Below are 18460 nucleotides of genomic sequence, written 5' to 3'. Positions count from 1 at the left end.
CGCCCGGACGGCGGGCCACCCCCGATCGGCTGTGGAAGGATCCCCGCCGTGAAGGGATTCCTGCCGTGGCTGACGGTACTGGCCGTGGTGCTGCTGCTCAGCGCGCTGCGCCTCCGAGCGCTGGCCACCGTCGTTTCGGTCGGCTGGCTGGCCTGGTGCGTCTGGACGTGGTTCCGTCCCACCCGCCGCGGCCCTCGTTCGGGCTGAGCCCGCGACCCGCAGGCGGAAACGACGAACCGGGCCGGCTGCGAACAGCCGACCCGGTCGAAGAGACGTCGATCAGTAGCGGTAGTGATCCGGCTTGAACGGACCCTCCGTGGAGACACCCAGGTACGAGGCCTGCTCCTTGGTCAGCGTGCTCAGCTTGGCGCCGAGCGCGCCCAGGTGCAGCCGGGCCACCTTCTCGTCCAGGTGCTTGGGCAGCACGTAGACGCCGATCGGGTAGTCCTCGGTCTTGGTGAACAGCTCGATCTGGGCGATCGTCTGGTTGGCGAACGAGTTCGACATCACGAAGCTCGGGTGCCCGGTCGCGTTGCCCAGGTTCAGCAGACGACCCTCGGACAGCACGATGATGGCGTGCCCGTCGGCGAAGCGCCACAGGTCGACCTGCGGCTTGATGTTGACCCGCTCGACGTCGGAACGCTTGGCCAGGCCGGCCATGTCGATCTCGTTGTCGAAGTGGCCGATGTTGCCGACGATGGCCTGGTGCTTCATCCGGGCCATGTGCTCGTTCGTGATGACGTCGAAGCAGCCGGTGGCGGTGATGAAGATGTCCCCCTGCTCGACCACATCGTCGAGGGTGGCGACCTGGTAGCCGTCCATCGCGGCCTGCAGCGCGCAGATCGGGTCCACCTCGGTCACCACGACGCGGGCGCCCTGGCCGCGCAGCGACTCGGCGCAACCCTTGCCCACGTCGCCGTAGCCGAGCACGACCGCCATCTTGCCGCCGATCAGCACGTCGGTGGCGCGGTTGATGCCGTCGATCAGCGAGTGGCGGCAGCCGTACTTGTTGTCGAACTTGCTCTTGGTCACCGAGTCGTTGACGTTGATGGCCGGGAAGAGCAGGGTGCCCGCGCGGTGCATCTCGTAGAGCCGGTGCACGCCCGTGGTGGTCTCCTCGGTCACGCCCTTGATGCCGGCGGAAATCCCGGTCCAGCGCTGGCCGTCCTCGGCGAGCGAGCGGTGCAGCACCTCGAGGATGACCGCGTACTCCTCGGAGTCGGCGGACTCGACCGGCGGAACGACACCGGCCCGCTCGAACTCGGCACCCTTGTGCACGAGCAGGGTGGCGTCACCGCCGTCGTCGAGGATCATGTTCGGGCCCTGGCCGTCGGGCCACACCAGCACCTTCTCGGTGCACCACCAGTATTCCTGCAGGCTCTCGCCCTTCCAGGCGTACACCGGGACACCGGCGGGGGCCTCGGGGGTGCCGTTCGGGCCGACGACGGTCGCCGCGGCGGCGTGGTCCTGGGTGGAGAAGATGTTGCACGACGCCCAGCGCACCTGCGCGCCGAGCGCGACCAGCGTCTCGACCAGGACGGCGGTCTGGATGGTCATGTGCAGCGAGCCGGTGATCCGCGCGCCGGCGAGCGGCTGCGCCTCGGCGAACTCCCGGCGAATCGCCATCAGGCCGGGCATCTCGTGCTCGGCGAGCTGGATCTCTTTACGCCCGAACTCGGCGAGCGACAGATCCGCCACCTTGAAGTCGCCGTCGGCAAGCGTGCTCGGCCTGGCCTCGGACGGCGTACCGCTGGCGGACGCCGGGAGGGTGCTGGTCATAAAAGCTCCTGTCGAACGATGTCTGCGCCGACTCTCCACCTTACGCGCGCCGGCGACCGGCATCGGCGACGGTCCACGGACAGCGCACGGGGCGGTCGGTGATGAACGGACTTTCCCGCCCACGTCCCGCCCGCCCCGTGCATCCCCCCGGTTTGGTTCCCCCGCACGTTCTCGGACCGTCGTCGCGATAACGCTGCGTACTCATAGAGTCACACTCAGCCAGGGCGACGTCAAGCTATTCCGGGAAAGTCGGACTTGTGTCGTGCCGTGCGTCGGTGTCAGCGCAGCCCGGACGTCGCCACGTACGCCTCGCCGGCGCCGCTGACCCTCAGTGGCTCGCCGGCCGCGTCGCCGATCGCCGCCTGACCGGACGCGAGCGTCAACGCCCCCGCCCCGTCGTCCACCGTGATCGAGCCGGAACCGCAGAGCACCACCCGGGGACCGGGCAGGGGCAGCGTGACCGAGGACACTGCCGCGCCGACCCGGACCCGGTGCAGCGCGAAGTCGTCCACCGGCACGGGCCACCAATCCACACCAGGGCCGACCGGCTGTGGTGCCCGTACCGGATCGTCGAGCACCTCGAAGCGCAGCACCCGCAGCAACTCGTCGACGTCCACCCGCTTCGGGGTCAGACCGCCGCGCAGCACGTTGTCGCTGGCCGCCATGATCTCCACCCCACAGCCACTCAGGTAGGCGTGCAGATTGCCGGCGGGCATCCAGATCGCCTCCCCCGGGACCAGCCGCAGGTGGTGCAGCAGCAGCGCCACCAGCGTGCCCGGATCCCCCGGGTACGCCGTGGCCAGACGGCGAGCCAGCTCGGCGTCCGGGCCGTCGGCCGACGCCGCCAGCACGGAACCCAACAACTCGTCACGCTCCGCGACCGGCCAGCCGAGCAGCGTCCGCACCGCCGTCCGCAACCCCTCCGGCCCGGCGCGCAACGCGGCAACCACCGGCGCCAACTCCGGTACGCCGAACGCGGCGAGCGCCTCGGCCGACTCCGCCGGGTCCCGGAAACCGCACAGCGCCTCGAACGGGGTGAGCGCGACCAGCAGCTCCGGCTTGTGGTGCGGGTCGGAGTAGTTGCGCCGCCCCTCGGGGCGCCCCGCCTCCGCCGCGTAGCCGGCCCGGGCCTGCTCGGCGTCCGGGTGGGCCTGCAGGCTCAGCGGAGCGTCGGCGGCGAGGACCTTAAGCAGGAACGGCAGCCGACTGCCGAACCGCTCGGACACCCGCTGGCCGAGCCACTGCCCCGGCTCGTCACGCACCAGGTCGCAGAGGCTCACCCGCAGACCGGCACGGTCCACGCTGGCCGGAGCGCCCGGATGGGCGCCCAACCACAGCTCTGCCTCCGGGCCCTCGCTGGGCACCGGCCGCCCCTGCAGAAGGGCGATGGCCGAGCGGGACCCCCAGGCGTAGTCCCGGATCGGTCCGTACAGCGGCTCCACCAGTCAGCCCCCGGACCGCTCGGCCTCTGGCTGCGGGACGGCGGTGTCAGCGGCGGTGCCGGTGCCGGCTTCGGCGGCGGCGACGCTGTAGATGTCCGGCTCCAGGTAGATCACCCGGGCGGTCGGTACCGCAGCGCGGATCCGCGCCTCCACGGCGTTGATGCCCCGGGCCAGGTCGTGGGCGCTCTCACACGCCGGCACGCCGATCTTCGCGGCCACCATCAGCTCTTCCGGGCCCAGGTAGAGCGTCTTCATGTGGATGATCCGCTCCACCTCGGGGCCGTCGGTCACGGCCCGCTCGATGGCAGCCAGCTCGGACGCCTCGGCGCCCTCACCGAGCAGCAGGCTCTTCGTCTCGATGGCCAGCACGATCGCAATGATCACCAGCAGCACGCCGATCATCGCGGTGCCGGCGGCGTCCCACTCGCCGTTGCCGGTGATCAGCGTCATGGTGACGCCGAACAGCGCGAACACCAGACCGACCAGCGCGCCGAAGTCCTCCAGCAGCACCACCGGCAGCTCCGGTGCCTTGGCCCGGCGGATGAAGCGCACCCAGGACTGGTTGCCCCGGACGTGGTTGGACTCCTTGATGGCCGTCCGGAAGGAGAACGACTCCATGATGATCGCCGCTACCAGCACGACGATCGGCAGCCATTGCCAGGACTCGATTCCCCCCTTGTGATGCCACTTGTGGTAGGCCTCGTACAGCGCGAACAGGCCACCGATGCTGAACAGCACGATGGACACGATGAAGGCGTAGATGTAGCGCTCACGGCCGTACCCGAACGGGTGCTCCGGGGTGGCCGCCCGCTTCGCCCGCTTGCCGCCGAGCAGCAACAGGGCCTGGTTACCGGAGTCGGCGACCGAGTGGACAGCCTCGGCCAGCATCGACGACGAGCCGGAGAGCAGGAACGCGACGAACTTGGTGATGGCGATGCCGACGTTGGCCAGCAGAGCGGCGACAATCGCCTTCGTCCCACCGTTGGCGCTCATGCCACCGCTCCGCTTCGCCGTTCGAAGCCAACCGGTCCGCGCATGCCGCGCCGCCCATTGCGTTCGTTCACTGGTTCGACAGCTCCTTCATTTCGGTGATGGCCGGTACGGCCATCGGGTCCAGTCCATGGGCCAACGCAAGGTAGACCGAGGCGAAATCCGGTACGGCGATCAGCGAGGCCAACCGCTCCAGCGCCGAGCCGCCCTCGGCGGTCACCACGTCGCACCGCACGCCGCGGCGCTCGGCGAGGGTCTGCACCGCGTCCGCGCGGCGCTCCTCGACGGCGAAGGGCTCGTCGGTGTCGTCCTCGGCGTTGAGCCCGCCGTCGCGCAGCAGCACCAGCCGCAGCCGCGTGCCCTCGCCGTCGTCCTCGGCCGGGTCGGCGAAGATGTCCCGCTCCCCCTCAGCCAGGCCGCCGAAGACGCCGTCGAGCAGCCCGACCCGGCCCCGGCCGGCCTCGCCGAGCGCTCCGGTGACCACCGGGTAGCGGGCATTGGCCGACAGTGTGTCGCCGAATCGGCGGGCGGCCACGGTGGCCAGCGGTGACGAGCCCCAGACGATCGGGATCGAGCCGGCCAGGGCCAGGGCCAGTGACTTCGCCGGGTTGACGAAGGACTCCGCGGCGGACCGGCAGCGGTCGGCATCCGCGTCGAGCCGGGCCGCGGTCTCCGCCAGATCCGCCTCGTTGACCTTCACGAGCCCGAGGGTACGGGCGGCGAGCAGGACCGGCACGGTGAGCGCCCAGAGGCTGGCCCGGGCCGGGGCTCGCCGGGGCACCGGGATGAACGGCGCCCGGGCCTGCTCGGCGATCGACTGCAGCTGCGAGTCGGGGGCACCCACGGCGACCAGTCGGGCACCACGTCGGTGCGCCGCCTCGGCGGCGCCGAGCGCCTCCGGGCTACGACCGGACGCGCTCACCGCGATCACCACGTCGGCCGCGCCCACCCAACCGGGTACGCCAGCGGAGCGGTGCCCGATGATCGGGACCGGGCAGCGCGGCCCGGCGACCGTGGCCAGCACGTCCCCGGTACGCCCCGCGGTGCCGATGCCGGCGATCACGACGGCTCGGGGCCGCCCGTCGTCGGCGAGCACCGCCAGGTTGGCCTCGGCGGCCAGCGCGGCACTCTCCCGGACCTGAGCACCGGCCGACGCCGTGTGCCGGAGCATGCCGCCCGGGTCGTGCTCGGCCAACGCCTGGGGGTTGTCGAGCAGGGCCTCATCCGCGTCCCGACGTCCGCTGACCCCGGCCGTACCGTCGATCATGAGGGCTGCCCGGGGCCGCCGCGCGCCTCGTCGAGCAACAGCACCGGCACGTCGTCGCGGACCTCGAAGATCCGGCCGCACTCCGTGCAGGTCAACGTCTGCGCCTCGGCGTCGTAGGTGAGCGGGGCGTGGTGCGTGTCCGGACAGGCGAGAATCTCGAGCAACTGCGGATCCAGGGCCATGGCACGGCTCCTTCCACGTGTGCGGCTTGACCGGCGGCGGTGCCGACCGGCGCAGGCGATCTTATCGGCGAACGCGGTCGAGCACGTCGTCCCGGAGCGAGACCATCCGATCTCGGGTGGGCGCCTCGACGTTGAGCCGCAGCAGCGGCTCCGTGTTGGAGGCGCGCAGGTTGAACCAGGCGCCGTCGGGGAAACGCAGGGTGAGCCCGTCCATCTCGTCGGTCACCGCGTCGGGGTACGCGGCCCGCACCTCGGCCACCGCACCCGCCTGGTCGGCCACCGTCGAGTTGATCTCGCCGGAGGCGATGTAGCGCTCGTACTCGCCGGCCAGCACGGACAGCGGCAGCGACTGCTCGCCCAGCGCGGCCAGGGTGTGCATCGCCGCGAGCATCCCGGTGTCGGCGAACCAGAAGTCCCGGAAGTAGTAGTGCGCGGAGTGCTCGCCGCCGAAGACGGCATTGGTCCGGGCCATCTCCGCCTTGATGAAGGAGTGCCCGACCCGGGCGACGACCGGCTTCCCACCATGCTCGCGGATGATCTCCGCAACCGCGCTGGAGGTGATCAGGCCGTGGATCACCGTGGAACCCGGGTGCTTGGCCAGCTCACGCGCGGCGACCAGCGCGGTGATCGCCGACGGCGAGACCGGCTCGCCGCGCTCGTCCACCACGAAGCACCGGTCCGCGTCACCGTCGAAGGCCAACCCGATGTCGGCCCCGTGCTCGACCACCGCGCGCTGGAGGTCGACCAGGTTCGCCGGATCCAGTGGGTTGGCCTCGTGGTTGGGGAAGGTGCCGTCCAGCTCGAAGTAGAGCGGCACGATCTCCAGCGGCAGCGGCGACAGGGCGGCGTCGCCCAGCACCGTGGGAACGGTGAAGCCGCCCATCCCGTTGCCGGCGTCGACGACCACCTTCAACGGCCGGATGCCCGAGAGGTCGACCAGCTTGCGCAGGTAACCGGCGTAGTCGGGGAGCAGGTCACGCCGCTCGGCCGGCCGGGTCGGCTCACCGGCCGGACGGGTCTCGCCCGAGTCCAGCAGGGCCTGGGCCCGCTCCCGGATCTCCGCCAGGCCGCTCTCCTGGCCGATTGGACGGGCGCCGGAGCGGCACATCTTGATGCCGTTGTACTGCGCGGGGTTGTGGCTTGCGGTGAACATCGCACCGGGCAGGTCGAGCGAGCCGGAGGCGAAGTAGAGCAGGTCGGTGGAGGCGAGCCCGATCTCGATGACCGAGCGCCCCTCGGCCCGTACGCCGGCGGCGAACGCGGCGGCCAGCCCGGGCGAGGTGGCCCGCATGTCGTACCCGACGACGACCGCGTCGCCCGGCTCGTCGGTGGAGTTGAGCAGCTGGGTGAATGCGGCTCCCAGTGCCTCGGCGGCCCGTTCGTCCCACTGGTCCGGCACCGTCCCTCGGACGTCGTACGCCTTCACAATCTGGGACAGATCAGACACGTGTTCCACTCCTTGGCCGCAGGTAGACACCGAACCTGAGCCTAACGGAGGGTCCGACTCAAGCCCCGCTCAGCCGGGGAGCCGGGGCATGAACACAGTGTGACCGTCACCGTCGGTAGGTGGATCCCCTGGCAGCTTCCCAGGCCCCGGACGGGCTCCGGGTGTCCCCGGCATCGGCTGCGCCGCCTCCGGGACCGAACCGGGACCGTCCGGCCGGGCACCGTAGACCCCGCCGGCGGCAGGGCGCGGGGACGGCACGGCGGCACCCCAGCCTGCGGCCGGCGGCTGCTGGCCGTACACCTGACCAGGGCGACCCGACACGGCCGGCGACCCACCGCCGGCGCGGTAGGTGGTGCCTCCGGGGTTGCTCGGCAGAGTGGCCGGCCGCTCGTCGGACGGCTTCCGATCCTGCCGCGAGCGCCGGAACAGCAGCACGATGAGGAGCAACCCGATCGCCACCAGCACGATGCCGAAGAACATCACCGGCGACCCACCCCCGGACGATTCGGCGGCGGTTGCCGTGGTGTTCGGCGCGGCGGACACGCCGCCCAGCGCCGCCGGATTCACCGCGTCGTTGACGGTCGCGGCCTCGGTCGGACTTGGAGTGGGCGTCGGCTTCTTCGACGGCGTCAGAGTCGGCGACGGGGTGACCCGCGCGCCGGTCACCTTCGCCGAGTCGCTGCCCCGACCCAACTCCTTACCGAGCGCGCTGACACCAGCGCCGGTGACGACGAGCCGGCCGCCCGGGGCACCCGGAGCGAACGCCACCCGGTACCGCACCGTGATGCCCTTGCCCTTACACAGGGTCGGCTTCGCCGGTGACGTCTGCGCCGTCCCCACCCTGCCGGCACCGCCGGTGAGGGCCACCGGGAACCAGCGCCCACCCGCGTTGACCTCGACCGCCACCTGGTTCGGCTGGAGATTATCCAGGCTCAGAACCAGCGCGGTACGCAACAGGACGCACCCGTCGGTGCGCTTGCGCACCGCGACGTTCACCCCCTGCGGGGAGCCACCGGCGGCGAAGCTGCTGGCCGCACCCACCCGGACCGAGTCCTCGTCGGCCAGCGCCGGCGACGCACCAAGCATCACCAGACCGCCCACCAGACCGCAGACCGTCGCGAGCCGTGCCGCGCGTCGACGCACCGTCATGATCACCTCGTCGTCCTCCCCGGGTGGGGTTCGCGGGTCAGGCTACTACCGGCCCACCCACCCCGTCGGTCATAGAGCGGCCCGGATGTGTGCGGCGTTACGGTTTACGGCCCGGCCCGTCGACCTGCTGCGGAAGGTGTATTGGCCAGGCTGTCCGGGCGATCAGTCGGCCTGCTCCGGGCGATCAGTGGGCTTGCTCCGCGTGATCAGTCGGCCTGCTCCGGGCAATCAGTGGGCTCGCTCCGCGCGATCAGTCGGCTCGCTCCGCGCGGGCGAGGGCGTCGCGGCAGAGTCGGTCGGCGGTGCGGGTGGTCTCTGGCAGGCGGTAGCGCGGACTCAGCGCGAGCACCTGCGCGGACGCGTTCTCCAGGCTCATCCGATGGCCAACGCTGACGAAGACCGGTTTCACCCCGTCCCGTGTTCGCAACACCCGGCCGACGACGTCCCCGCCGTCGCGCAACGGCGACCAGGCACCCCGCTCGGCGGCCGGCGCATCCCACGTCCCGACCAGCGGCGTCTTCCCCACCCCGATCGCGGGCAACCCGGTGACCACCCCGAGGTGACAGGCCAGCCCGAACCGACGCGGATGGGCCAGCCCGTGCCCGTCGCAGACCAGCAGGTCCGGGAGGGTGGTGAGGCGATCCAGTGCGGTGAGCAGCGCGGGCAACTCACGGAAGGCGAACAGGCCCGGCACGTAGCCGAACGCCGGCCGACCCACGCTGACTGCGGAGTCCACCACGGCCAACGTCCGGGCATCCAGGACCGTCACGGCCGCCGCCAGCAGGTCGCCGCCCTCGGCGTACGCGACGTCCAGGCCGGCCACCGTCGCGGGCGCACTCGGCCCCGGCCCGACCAGGTCGACCAACGGCCGCAACTCCTCCTGTACGGCCACCGCCTCCGCAACACTGCCCGGCACCACCACACCACCCGGCACCGCCGCCGCCCCTCGCCATGATCCACTCGGTTTCACGGATATCGGGCTATCCCCGGCCCCGGATGCCCCGATATCACCAAACCGGAGTCGATCTTCGCTTCCCGCGACTGTGGCGACCCACGATCAGGCAAGGCTGAACTCTTTCCGGGCCTCCTCGATCCACCGGCCCACCCCATTCGCGCCGCTGGCGGCCGCGAGCCCGGCCGCCTCGTCGAGCAACTCACGGGCGGACTCCCGATCCCCGTCGCTCGCCGCTAGGTCGGCCAGGCCGATCAGGTTCGCCGCGACCCCCGGAGTAAACGACAGCTTCCGGCGCAGCCGGGTCGACTCCGTCAGCAACTCTCGCGCCGCGTCAACACGCCCGGCGGCCTGCTCACCGAAGCAGAGGTGCCGCAACACGTACGACAGAGTCAGCTCGTCCCCCGCTGCCGTAGCCAACTCCCGGGCCCGGGAAAAGGCCGGGTCAGCGGTCGCCTGGTCCTGCCGGATGACCTGGTGAACCGTGCCCACCCAGAAGAGCGACTCGCCCTCACCGCGGGCGTCGCCCAGTTCGCGGTAGAGCCCGGCCGCCCGCTCAAACAGCGGCAGTTCCGCCGCGTCCTCCAACCCGGTGTCCAGGAAGCGGGCGTGCAGGATCCGACCCCGGGCCAGAGCCACATCCGCGTCCAACGCTGCGAGATCCCGCTCGGCCTCGTTCAGCGGCTTTGCGTCGCCGCCGAAGACCGCCAGTTCGTAACGCTCCTGCGCCCGCACCAACCGAGCATCCAATCCTTCGGTCATTACTGACCCACCCTTCCGTCTATGCATCCGCAGGTCATGCCTACTCCGCTTTCGCTATATCGGGGTCCGCACCAGGATCACCGTCCGCGCGGAGCTGCCCCTCGAACATGACGAACGTCCGCTGCCGAATGCCGCGAATGAGCGCCTGCTCCTGTGGTGTCTCATGACGTGCCTCGGCGTCCGCCAAAAGCTCAATCGAGCGCACGGTCTCGTAGAGCGCGAAAATTGGTCCTTCACCCTTGAGATAATGAGCGCGGAACGCCTCCACCTCCTGAACGAAGTCCTCTGCGGTACGACGAAATACATCTCCCCCGATATCGAAGACAATCTCGCTGAACAGGTCGTTCTTCTCCTGCCAGCCGCCAGTGTCGATCGAAACGCGCCATACTCTGGCGCCGCCGTCGGACGTCTCCACGATCTTTACCGGCGACTGGTAATACAGGTAGTAAGACGGGAGCACCAGACCTGGCATTTGGGCCATCAAGCGTTCCCCTCGTAGGTCGACTGCAGCGCCTGCCAAAACAACTGTTGCTCGCGACGGAGGATTCCATCTGCGATCGCTCCCTCGCGCCTCGTCAAAGCTCGACCCTCGATTCGGGCCAAGGCATCCACATCGCGGCGCACCTCATACAACGCATGCTCCCAGACCGCGATCGCGTCGAGCGCGGCCAGGTGCAGACGAAACTCGGCGAGGTGTTCGTTCCGTGTCCGCAGTACGAGTTGCACGTCCCGGTAGCCGCTGTCTTCGGGAGACATGAACCGGTCCTGGCAACTCACGATCACGACGTCAGGGTGGTCACGTATTCGCCCGAGGGCGGCGTAGAGATCGTCGAGACAGCGGAACTCGACCTTCGCGGCCGCGAGATCGAGCAACTTCGACGCATCGCCCTGATACTTGTTCACCTTGTCCTCAGCTCGCCGTCGGTCCTTCGGCTGAGGACGCCAGCCGGGCTCTCCGACGCGAAGACCATCGACATTGGCTAGGGACACTGCTAGCTGATTCAAATCGGCCTGCGCCTCTAGCGCCGCCGAGTAAAGATTGTCGAGGTAGCACCTCCGGTAGGCGGCGTCGTCGCGTCGAACACCGTCGAACCCTGCCTGCGCAACCGGTCCCCGGCGCACCTGAATACTTGCGCTGATCCTCAACTGCTCGTCGGTGAGCAGTGTCGGCTCTGGTTGAGGCACTTGCCGGCGGGCCCCTCCCTGTCCCAGTGCCTCCTGTTGGGCGACGTCGTCGAGCACCTCGGCGAGGACATCAATGGCCTGCTGATGGCTGGCCAGGTGATACAGCGTCAACGGGCGTGCGGTCAGCGAGTTCGCGAGTTCGGGCGTGGACAGGATCAGGCGCGCCAAATCTGGATGCCGCACCAACTGCCGGGCCAGGCTCTCGGCCAGTTCCGGCTCGTTCGCGGGCGGCTCCCTCCGGGCTCGGTCGAGCATGTCGCGAACCCGGACGTCGGCGAACAGCCGCGCCACATCGCGGGCCGACGCCTCGTCCAGATCCGGTACCAGCCGACGGAGCGCAGGTGGGTCGATCGCCGTCGCGAACTCGACGGGACTCACTCCGGCCGCGAAGATCTCGTCCAGACTGCCGGCCACCGAGACGACGCGTGCCGGGCCGCCACTCGGTGAGGGCTGGTCCCGAGCAACTCCGGACGAGGTCTCGGCGGGGTCGGCGTCCTGCGATGACGGGGCCGACCCGGGGCCGTCCAGCAGCAGGTACATCCGGTTGATGTACGGGTCACCGTGGCCGCTGTCGTCCTCGGTCGGCGGGTGGTCCGGCAGGTCGGGTCGCTCGCTGAACCGGCCCCGGGGAAGCCCTCCGAGCGGCATCGGCCGGCCGTCCCCGCTCAGCACCAGCGCGTCAATGCCGACCACGTCGGGGTACAACGGCCGGTCCCGGACCACCCCGTTCTGCGGGTCGACGTAGAGCACCGTGCCGTTCTGGTTGAGCGCCACCCAGGCGTGCGAACCGCCGTGTGGCCACTCGGTGACCAGGAACGCGTAGCTGCCGTGGCCTCCCAGCAGCAGCTGGTCGTGCAGGTTGCGGAAGCCCCGATCGGCGGCCTGCCGCGCCTGCTCGGCGTGCGGGCGCTGGTCGGACGGCGGGGCGAGGAGTTGCTGGAAGCGCCCGCCGGTCACGTCCTCGACCCGGCCCGGGCCGCCTGCCTCACCACGGATGGGGCGTTGGATGTCGCCGTCCAGGTAGCCGTCGAAGGTACGCGGCGCGGACACCCGGGGCCGCCCGTGCACCCAGGTCTCGAACAACGACAGCGTGCAGTCCAGGCAGTTGATGCCCCGGGTGGCGTCGGCCGCGGGGCCTCCGTCGTTCAGGAGCCGGAACCAGCCTCCCTGTCGGGGGTCGGCGGTGCGTGTGACGGTGCCGTCCGACTCGCGGGGCATCTGCCGTTCGACGTCGACCTGGTGCAGGGCGAGCGGTGGGCGCAGTCCTCCGGGCCGCCCGTACGGCCGGGAGTCATCGATCGGCGGGGGATCGGCGTCGCCGGTGAGGCGGGATGGACCGGTGGTCTCCACCGCGCCGAGCGCGAGTGCACCCACGTCCCTGTTGGCGTGTTCGAAGGTGGCGGCGCCGATGTCCACGACCAGTGGCGCCGTGGTGCCGGCCAGCACCGCGTCTGCGAGGTCACGCCATTGGCCGTACGCGCGTGTCTCGTCGTTCGCGGCCCGCTGCCAGCCATCGGCCCACTGCCGGTGGCCGGCTTGGTGCAACTGTCGGGCATAGGCGGAGTATTCGACGGCCCTGCGATCGTGCTCCGCCGCCCGGGCGCGCATTCGAGCGGCCTCTGCCTGCCGGCGACTGTTCTCGAATCCGGTCCGCTGCGACTCGTAGTGGCCCTGGTAGCGCCGCCGCTCGGCGGCTTCCGCCTCGGCGGCCCACTGCGCCGCGTACCAGGCGTCGGTGTCGGGTGTGGGCACCGACGGATCGCCGAACGCCGCCACGTCGACGGGGATCGACGCCCTGCCCCGAGCCGGATGGGCCGGCGCTCGTACCGGTGCGAGCGTCTCCGGCGTCGGGACGCGCGCTGGCACGGCGTATCGGCCCACCGCCGGTGCAGTGTTGGTGCCCGGCAGCGGGCCGTTGGTCGCGGTCGGGGCGGCGAACGTGACCGGCACTGTCGGCCCGGGGGTGGTCGTCGGCGCTGGCGTGGCAGTCGACGGAGACCAGGCGGTTGGGGCTGAGGTGGCGGCGTGCTGGCCCGGCGTGACACCGGTGGCCGGCCCACTGGTCGGTTCGAGGGTCCCGGCCACGGGTGCGGCCACGGACGAGAGCGTCGGATCGGCCGCCACCGACGAGAGCCTCGGATCGGTGCCCGCCGACGAATGCGTCGGGTCGGCCGCCACCGATGAGAGCGTCGGGTCGGCCGCCACCGGGGGAAGCGTCGGGTCCGCGGCCACCGGGTGCGCTGTGCCGGCCCGCTCTGTGAGAGGCCCGTCCGTGGACGGCATCGATTCGGACGGACGCAGCGAACGCTCAGCAACGTCCGCGTCGGAGAGTGCGCCGACCGGCAGCGGCGACGGCCCGTTCACGTTGGAGTCGTTGGTGGGCGGCAGCAGCACCACCACCTGGTCCGGCGACGACGTGGCGACCGCCGCCGCCTGCATTGGAACAACCGGGGACAGAACCACGTCGTCCGCTGCCGCCACACTCGCGGCCACCGGAGGCGAAGCCGCCGTGAACGCAGCCCCGGTAGAGGCAGACGCAGAGGACGCCGAATCGCCCGCGAGAGGTGCCACGGAAGGAAGGGAGGGGCCGGCGAGTGGAGCCCCGGTGAGGGCGTTGGCCTGGGCGTCGAGCCGGGCACGTAACGCGTGATCGGTCTGGCCGGTGGCCGAGCCGGTGGCCCCGGACGCGGCGGCGCGTGCCACGTCCTCCACCGAGGTCATACCCTGACCGGTGGCGAGGCTGGCGGCGCTCTCGGCGAGCACCTCGCCGGTCATCTCCCGCCCCAGATGTTCCCCGACTCGCGCCGCTCGCCCGGTCGCGTGCCGGCCCAGACCGGCCAGCGGTGCCACGGCCCCGCCGGCGAGCCCGCCGACCGCCGACGCGCCGAGGTCGGTCAGGTCCAGGCCGTGCGCCCGCCCGGTGGAGTTCTGGTACGCCTGGGTGGCCAGGGTGACCCCGGCTTCTTCGGCGGCCTCCTCCGCCCCTTCACGGGCGGCGCGCTTGGCGAGCCCGCGCACGCCACCCCGCGCGACCTCCTTGGCGGCTCGCTCGCCGGCCTCCTTGAGCCCGTGTTTGAGGGATTTGCTGGCCAGTTGGCCCATCAGCCGTTTGAAGATCTGTTGGACCAGCAACCGGGTCGCGGTGATCGCCGCACCGGCGGCCGGCGTGGCGGCCCCGGCCGTGAGCACCGCCACCACCGCCACCGAGAGCAGCTCGACGACCAGGATGCCCAGCTCGATCCAGACTTCCAGTTTGGCGCCCTCGATGTCGCAGCCGCACTCCTCGACAAGCCGGCCAAGGTCGGCGGTGACCGCGAGCAGCACAGGTAGCGGCGCCTCGGCGCCTTCGGCGATCCCCCGCCAGGCCGCCTCGAACGCCGCGTCGACCGCACCGACGCCGCCGTACCCGCTGTGCACCTCGACGGCGGCCGCAGCCGCATCAGCGTGTGGGCCGGCGAGTACGGAGGCGACGGCGTACCACTGGTCGGCGACGTCCCAGACGGCCCGCTCGTTGCCCTCCGGCCACTGCACGCCGACCACCCAGTCGAGGGCGTTGTAGATCCAGCCCGGCACGTCCCAGGGTGTGTAGTCGAGTGGATGCGGAATCGGGCTCGGCAGCACGCTCATCGGGATCGCCGGCCGTCAGCGCTGGTCGGCGGCCCGACCGAACCGGGCGGCGCTGGCCCCGTCGGTCTGCACGCTCGCATCGACGGCTCCAACCACGTCGCCGCCCAGCTCGGTGAGCCGGTGCCCGACGCCCGCCCAGGCCCGCAGCACGGTCTGCTCGAACCCGCGGTAGTTACGCTCGAAGGCGGCGCCGATGTCGTCACGACCCCATGGCCTGGCACCGCTGGCGGCCTCGATCGCACCGCCTTCCGCCGCCCGACGGGCCGTCACGGCCTCGCCGGCGAGTGCCAGGTCGGCACCGCCCCGGCGGGCCCGGGACGGGTCGAGCCAGAGCTGCCCGTCGGTCATGCCGTCCCCTCGCCCCTGCCGAGCACGGCATCGGCGCGGCCGAGCAGCGCGCCGTAATCTCCAGTACGCAGGAAGTCCACCGACCCGGAGCCGGTCGGCATGCTCTCGGCGACGAGGTCGCGGGTGGCGTCGGCGGCGGCGGTCGCGGCGGTGCGGACTGTTTCGGTGATTTTTCGGCTGAGCGCGCCGGCGTCCCGGTCCCGGTAGACGGCGGGTGCCAGCTCGACCTCGATCAACTGGCCCTGGGCGCCCACTGTCGCCGTCACCTGCCCGTCGGCCGACCGTCGGGTCACCCGCAGCTCGGCGAGCCGCGCCTGCAGGGTGTCCAAACCGGACCTGAGCTGCTGGTATTGCCCGTACACGTCGTCGAATCGGGCCCTTAGCTCACGATTGGCGCCCCGGTCCACGTGTTCGCTCACCGCCGCCCTCCCGTCACCGTCGGTAGAGCAGCACCATACCGGCCGCCATCGATTCGTGTAGTCCGGTAGTTTCAGTGCGTGATCGACCGTCGACAGGCCGAGCAGCTCGCGGCCACCTGGGCTCGCCGTGATTCGCAGCGCCTCGGCCACGAGTGCACGCCGATGGTCGACGAGTTCGACCTCGGCTACGTCATCACGTCAGTCGTGCCCACCGAGGTACGCACGGTCCCTGGCGACCTCCCGACGAGCGTCATCGACAAGCAGACCGGCAAGGTCACCACCTGGCCCCGGGTGCCGAGCACGGTGGTGGCCGAGTTGTACCGGCGCAGCCAGCCCGCGGGGCCGACCGCTCCCCGGACTGTCGATCCGTCCAGTCTGCTGGCCCGGGAAATCCATCGGTCAGCTACCCCGAACACCGCCGCGCAGCTGACCATCGACGGACGAATCTGGACGGCCCAGGGCGCGAAGGGCGGGGTGCCGCTGAACCATCACCCGCTCGTCCGCACCTATCTGGACCAGCTGCCCCCTGGCGATCTGGTCCGTGGCGGGGAAGCTCACGCCGAGCTGATCGTGGTCTCCGACGTGCTGCACGAATACGACCACCGCCGGGCCGCCGAGGGCATCGCGCCGATGGGTCGGGCCGAAGCAGCGGCCTTGCTGGAGGACGCCCCGTTCGAGATCGTCCGGATCCGTGAGCCGGGTGATCCCGCTGGTGGCCCCGCCGAGCTGCCCTGCGACTCGTGCATCACCTTCCTGGTGCGCGCCAACGTCCTGCCGGAGTCGGCTCGGGCCTACACCGAAACCTGGCGGGCGCCGGCGCAGCCCGACCCCGATCCTGGACGCTTCCCGGCGGAGGTCGCCAACGCTCTGGTCGCGGCCGGGTGGCATCCCCACATCGGGGACCAGATCATGGCCGCCGCAGCCGTGCGGGATGTCACCGCGGTGCCGGGGCTGACCCACCAGCACACGGTCTTTCCCGCCGCCGTGGAGGCGCTGACCGCGTTCCCCAGCCTGGTCGGTGCCCGCCGCGGCCGGGGCGAGCAGGTGTGGATCTCCCGTTTCGACATCCGCCCGCACACCATCGCGCACACCGCCGACACGCTCGCGGACTTCGGCGCGGTGCTCGGCGCGCGACTCTTCCCGATCGGCACCGAGCAGCAGGACAGCATCCTGGCGGTGGACGAGCGCGGCCGGGTCTTCGCGCTCGACCAGGCCGGTGAGTGGTTCCTCGGCGACACCATCGACGCCGCGCTGACGACTCTGCTGCTCGGCCGCGCCCCCGCGAGGGTTCGCGACGACGGCACCTGGCAGGCCGACTAGAGCACGAAGCCGCTCACAGGGCGAGGCCGGTCAGCACCATGACCCGGGGTTCGGTGTAGTCGTCCATCGCGCTGCGCAACCCCTCCCGGCCGACGCCACTGCCCTTCACCCCGCCGTACGGCATCTGGTCGGCGCGGTAGGACGGCACGTCGCCGACGATCACCCCGCCCACCTCGAGTGTGCGGGCGGCGGAGAAGGCGACGTCCAGGCGGTGGGTGAACACGCCGGCCTGCAATCCGTACGCCGAATCGTTGACCGCGGTGAACGCGGCCTGGTCGTCGGCGACCGGGGCGACCACCAGCACAGGCCCGAAGACCTCCTCGGCGAGGACCTTGGCCGTGGCCGGCACGCCGGTGAGCACGGTCGGGGGGTACGTCGCGCCGTCGCGCTCGCCGCCCACCTCGACGGTGGCACCGGCGGTGACCGCCTCGGCCACCCACGTCTCGACCCGGCGGGCCGCGTCCTCGGACACCATCGGCCCGACGTCCGTCAGCTCCGAGGCGGGGTCTCCGGTACGCAGCCCCCGCACCGCCGCCACCAGCCGGGGCAGAAAGTCGGCGTAGAGCGCGTGGTGCACGTACACCCGCTGGACGGCGATGCACGACTGGCCGGCCTGGTAGTTGGCGAACGTCGCGATGCGCTGCGCGGCGAAGCCCAGGTCCTCGTCGGACGTCCAGTCCGCGCAGATCACGGCCGCCGCGTTGCCGCCCAACTCCAGCGTCACGTGCTTCTCCGGCGCCTCGCGGCGGATGGCCGCGCCGACCGGCCCGGAGCCGGTGAACGACACCACCGGCAGCCGGGGGTCGGTGACCAGCTCGGCGGCGCGGTCGTTGGGCAGCGGCAGCACCGAGAACATCCCGACCGGAAGATCGGTCTCGGCCAACAGCTCGCCGAGCAGCAGCGCGGACAGGGGCGTCGCGGGTGCGGGCTTGACGATGATCGGCGCGCCGACGGCGATGGCCGGTGCCACCTTGTGGGCGACGAGGTTGAGCGGAAAGTTGAACGGCGTGATGCCGAGCACCGGCCCTCTCGGCACCCTCCGGACCAGCGCGATCCGACCGCCGGCGGCCGGGTCCGTGTCGAGTCGTTGCAACTCACCGGAGAAGCGTCGGGCTTCCTCGGCGGCCCACCGGAAGGTCGACACCGCCCGCCCCACCTCGGCCCGCGCCCACTTGAGCGGCTTGCCGTTCTCCGCGGTGATCAGGGCGGCGACCTCTTCGGCGCGCTCGGCGAGCCGTCGGGACACGTGGTCCAGGGCCGCCGCGCGGGCGTGCGCGGGCAGGGCCGCGGCCTGCGCGGCCACCTCGGCCGCCGCGGCGATGGCGGCTTCGACCTGGTCGGGCGTGGCGAGGGTGGTACGCCCCACCGGGCGCCCGTCGTACGGGTGGTGGACGGCCAACTCCCCCTCGCCGGTGGCGGGGCGGGAGGCGACGAAGAAGGCTGCGGGCTCCACGTCGAGCAGCGTAGACGAGAGAGCAGCCGACGGAAACAGTCGCCAGAACCCTTGTCTGCCGCGAATTCAGTAGCGAAGATGGCAGACAGATTGCGATAACCGCCGCAGAACCGCGTCCCCGGCCCCCTCGGAGTGATC

General features: G+C 71.3%; 16 protein-coding genes. 2 read left to right on the top strand and 14 right to left on the bottom strand.

What is annotated here, in order from left to right:
- The first annotated feature begins 48 nt into the window (after nucleotides 1-48).
- Nucleotides 49-207: a hypothetical protein gene (locus PCA76_RS05055; protein WP_272615629.1), complete on the top strand. Its 159-nt coding sequence runs from the start codon at nucleotides 49-51 to the stop codon at nucleotides 205-207.
- Nucleotides 208-279: 72 nt separating this feature from the next.
- Here the strand turns inward: PCA76_RS05055 and ahcY are convergent, their stop codons facing one another.
- The 13 genes from ahcY to PCA76_RS04990 form a co-directional block, all read right to left on the bottom strand.
- Nucleotides 280-1779 carry an adenosylhomocysteinase gene (ahcY, locus tag PCA76_RS05050; protein WP_272615628.1) on the bottom strand — a complete coding sequence of 500 codons (1500 nt, stop codon included), beginning with the start codon at nucleotides 1777-1779 and terminating at the stop codon, nucleotides 280-282.
- 278 nt (nucleotides 1780-2057) lie between these two features.
- Nucleotides 2058-3221, bottom strand: a complete 1164-nt coding sequence (gene manA, locus PCA76_RS05045; RefSeq protein WP_272615627.1) for a mannose-6-phosphate isomerase, class I — start codon at nucleotides 3219-3221, stop codon at nucleotides 2058-2060.
- Between the two features lie 3 nt (nucleotides 3222-3224).
- On the bottom strand, nucleotides 3225-4214 hold the full coding sequence (locus PCA76_RS05040; protein WP_272615626.1) for a cation diffusion facilitator family transporter: 990 nt from the start codon (nucleotides 4212-4214) through the stop codon (nucleotides 3225-3227).
- 67 nt (nucleotides 4215-4281) lie between these two features.
- Complete coding sequence (locus tag PCA76_RS05035) at nucleotides 4282-5478, bottom strand: SIS domain-containing protein (RefSeq protein ID WP_272615624.1); 1197 nt, start codon at nucleotides 5476-5478, stop codon at nucleotides 4282-4284.
- Entirely contained in the window at nucleotides 5475-5660 is a 186-nt protein-coding gene (locus PCA76_RS05030) for a Trm112 family protein (protein ID WP_030490836.1), read from the bottom strand. The genes PCA76_RS05035 and PCA76_RS05030 overlap by 4 nt, the downstream gene beginning before the upstream one ends.
- 61 nt (nucleotides 5661-5721) lie before the next feature.
- On the bottom strand, nucleotides 5722-7107 hold the full coding sequence (locus PCA76_RS05025; protein WP_272615622.1) for a phosphomannomutase/phosphoglucomutase: 1386 nt from the start codon (nucleotides 7105-7107) through the stop codon (nucleotides 5722-5724).
- A 69-nt stretch (nucleotides 7108-7176) separates the two neighbouring features.
- The gene (locus PCA76_RS05020) at nucleotides 7177-8256 is read right to left on the bottom strand and encodes a hypothetical protein (RefSeq protein ID WP_272615621.1); all 1080 of its coding nucleotides are present in this window, start codon (nucleotides 8254-8256) and stop codon (nucleotides 7177-7179) included.
- A 250-nt stretch (nucleotides 8257-8506) separates the two neighbouring features.
- Nucleotides 8507-9172 (bottom strand): deoxyribonuclease V, encoded by a 666-nt coding sequence (gene nfi / locus PCA76_RS05015; protein WP_272619195.1) that lies wholly within the window; start codon nucleotides 9170-9172, stop codon nucleotides 8507-8509.
- Between the two features lie 141 nt (nucleotides 9173-9313).
- A complete protein-coding gene (locus PCA76_RS05010) occupies nucleotides 9314-9970 on the bottom strand; it encodes a tetratricopeptide repeat protein (protein WP_272615619.1) in 657 nt (218 codons plus the stop codon).
- Nucleotides 9971-10010: 40 nt separating this feature from the next.
- Nucleotides 10011-10451, bottom strand: a complete 441-nt coding sequence (locus tag PCA76_RS05005; protein ID WP_272615618.1) for a hypothetical protein — start codon at nucleotides 10449-10451, stop codon at nucleotides 10011-10013.
- The gene (locus PCA76_RS05000; RefSeq protein ID WP_272615616.1) at nucleotides 10451-14782 is read right to left on the bottom strand and encodes a toxin glutamine deamidase domain-containing protein; all 4332 of its coding nucleotides are present in this window, start codon (nucleotides 14780-14782) and stop codon (nucleotides 10451-10453) included. The genes PCA76_RS05005 and PCA76_RS05000 overlap by 1 nt, the downstream gene beginning before the upstream one ends.
- A gap of 15 nt (nucleotides 14783-14797) precedes the next feature.
- Nucleotides 14798-15130 (bottom strand): hypothetical protein, encoded by a 333-nt coding sequence (locus PCA76_RS04995; RefSeq protein ID WP_272615615.1) that lies wholly within the window; start codon nucleotides 15128-15130, stop codon nucleotides 14798-14800.
- Nucleotides 15127-15549, bottom strand: a complete 423-nt coding sequence (locus tag PCA76_RS04990) for a YbaB/EbfC family nucleoid-associated protein (RefSeq protein ID WP_272615614.1) — start codon at nucleotides 15547-15549, stop codon at nucleotides 15127-15129. Before PCA76_RS04990 ends, PCA76_RS04995 begins: the two co-directional genes overlap by 4 nt.
- A 78-nt stretch (nucleotides 15550-15627) precedes the next feature.
- On the opposite strand from PCA76_RS04990, the gene PCA76_RS04985 reads away from it, so the two are divergent.
- Nucleotides 15628-16869 carry an SUKH-3 domain-containing protein gene (locus PCA76_RS04985; protein ID WP_272615613.1) on the top strand — a complete coding sequence of 414 codons (1242 nt, stop codon included), beginning with the start codon at nucleotides 15628-15630 and terminating at the stop codon, nucleotides 16867-16869.
- A gap of 13 nt (nucleotides 16870-16882) precedes the next feature.
- Here PCA76_RS04985 and PCA76_RS04980 read toward each other — a convergent pair whose 3' ends face one another.
- Nucleotides 16883-18322, bottom strand: coding sequence for an aldehyde dehydrogenase family protein (locus PCA76_RS04980; protein WP_272615611.1), 1440 nt, complete (start codon nucleotides 18320-18322; stop codon nucleotides 16883-16885).
- Nucleotides 18323-18460 lie beyond the last annotated feature (138 nt).

The sequence above is a fragment of the Micromonospora sp. LH3U1 genome (assembly GCF_028475105.1).
Lineage (GTDB): Bacteria > Actinomycetota > Actinomycetes > Mycobacteriales > Micromonosporaceae > Micromonospora.
Note: the sequence above shows the minus strand (reverse complement) of the source record. Positions and strands in the feature narration are given on the sequence as shown.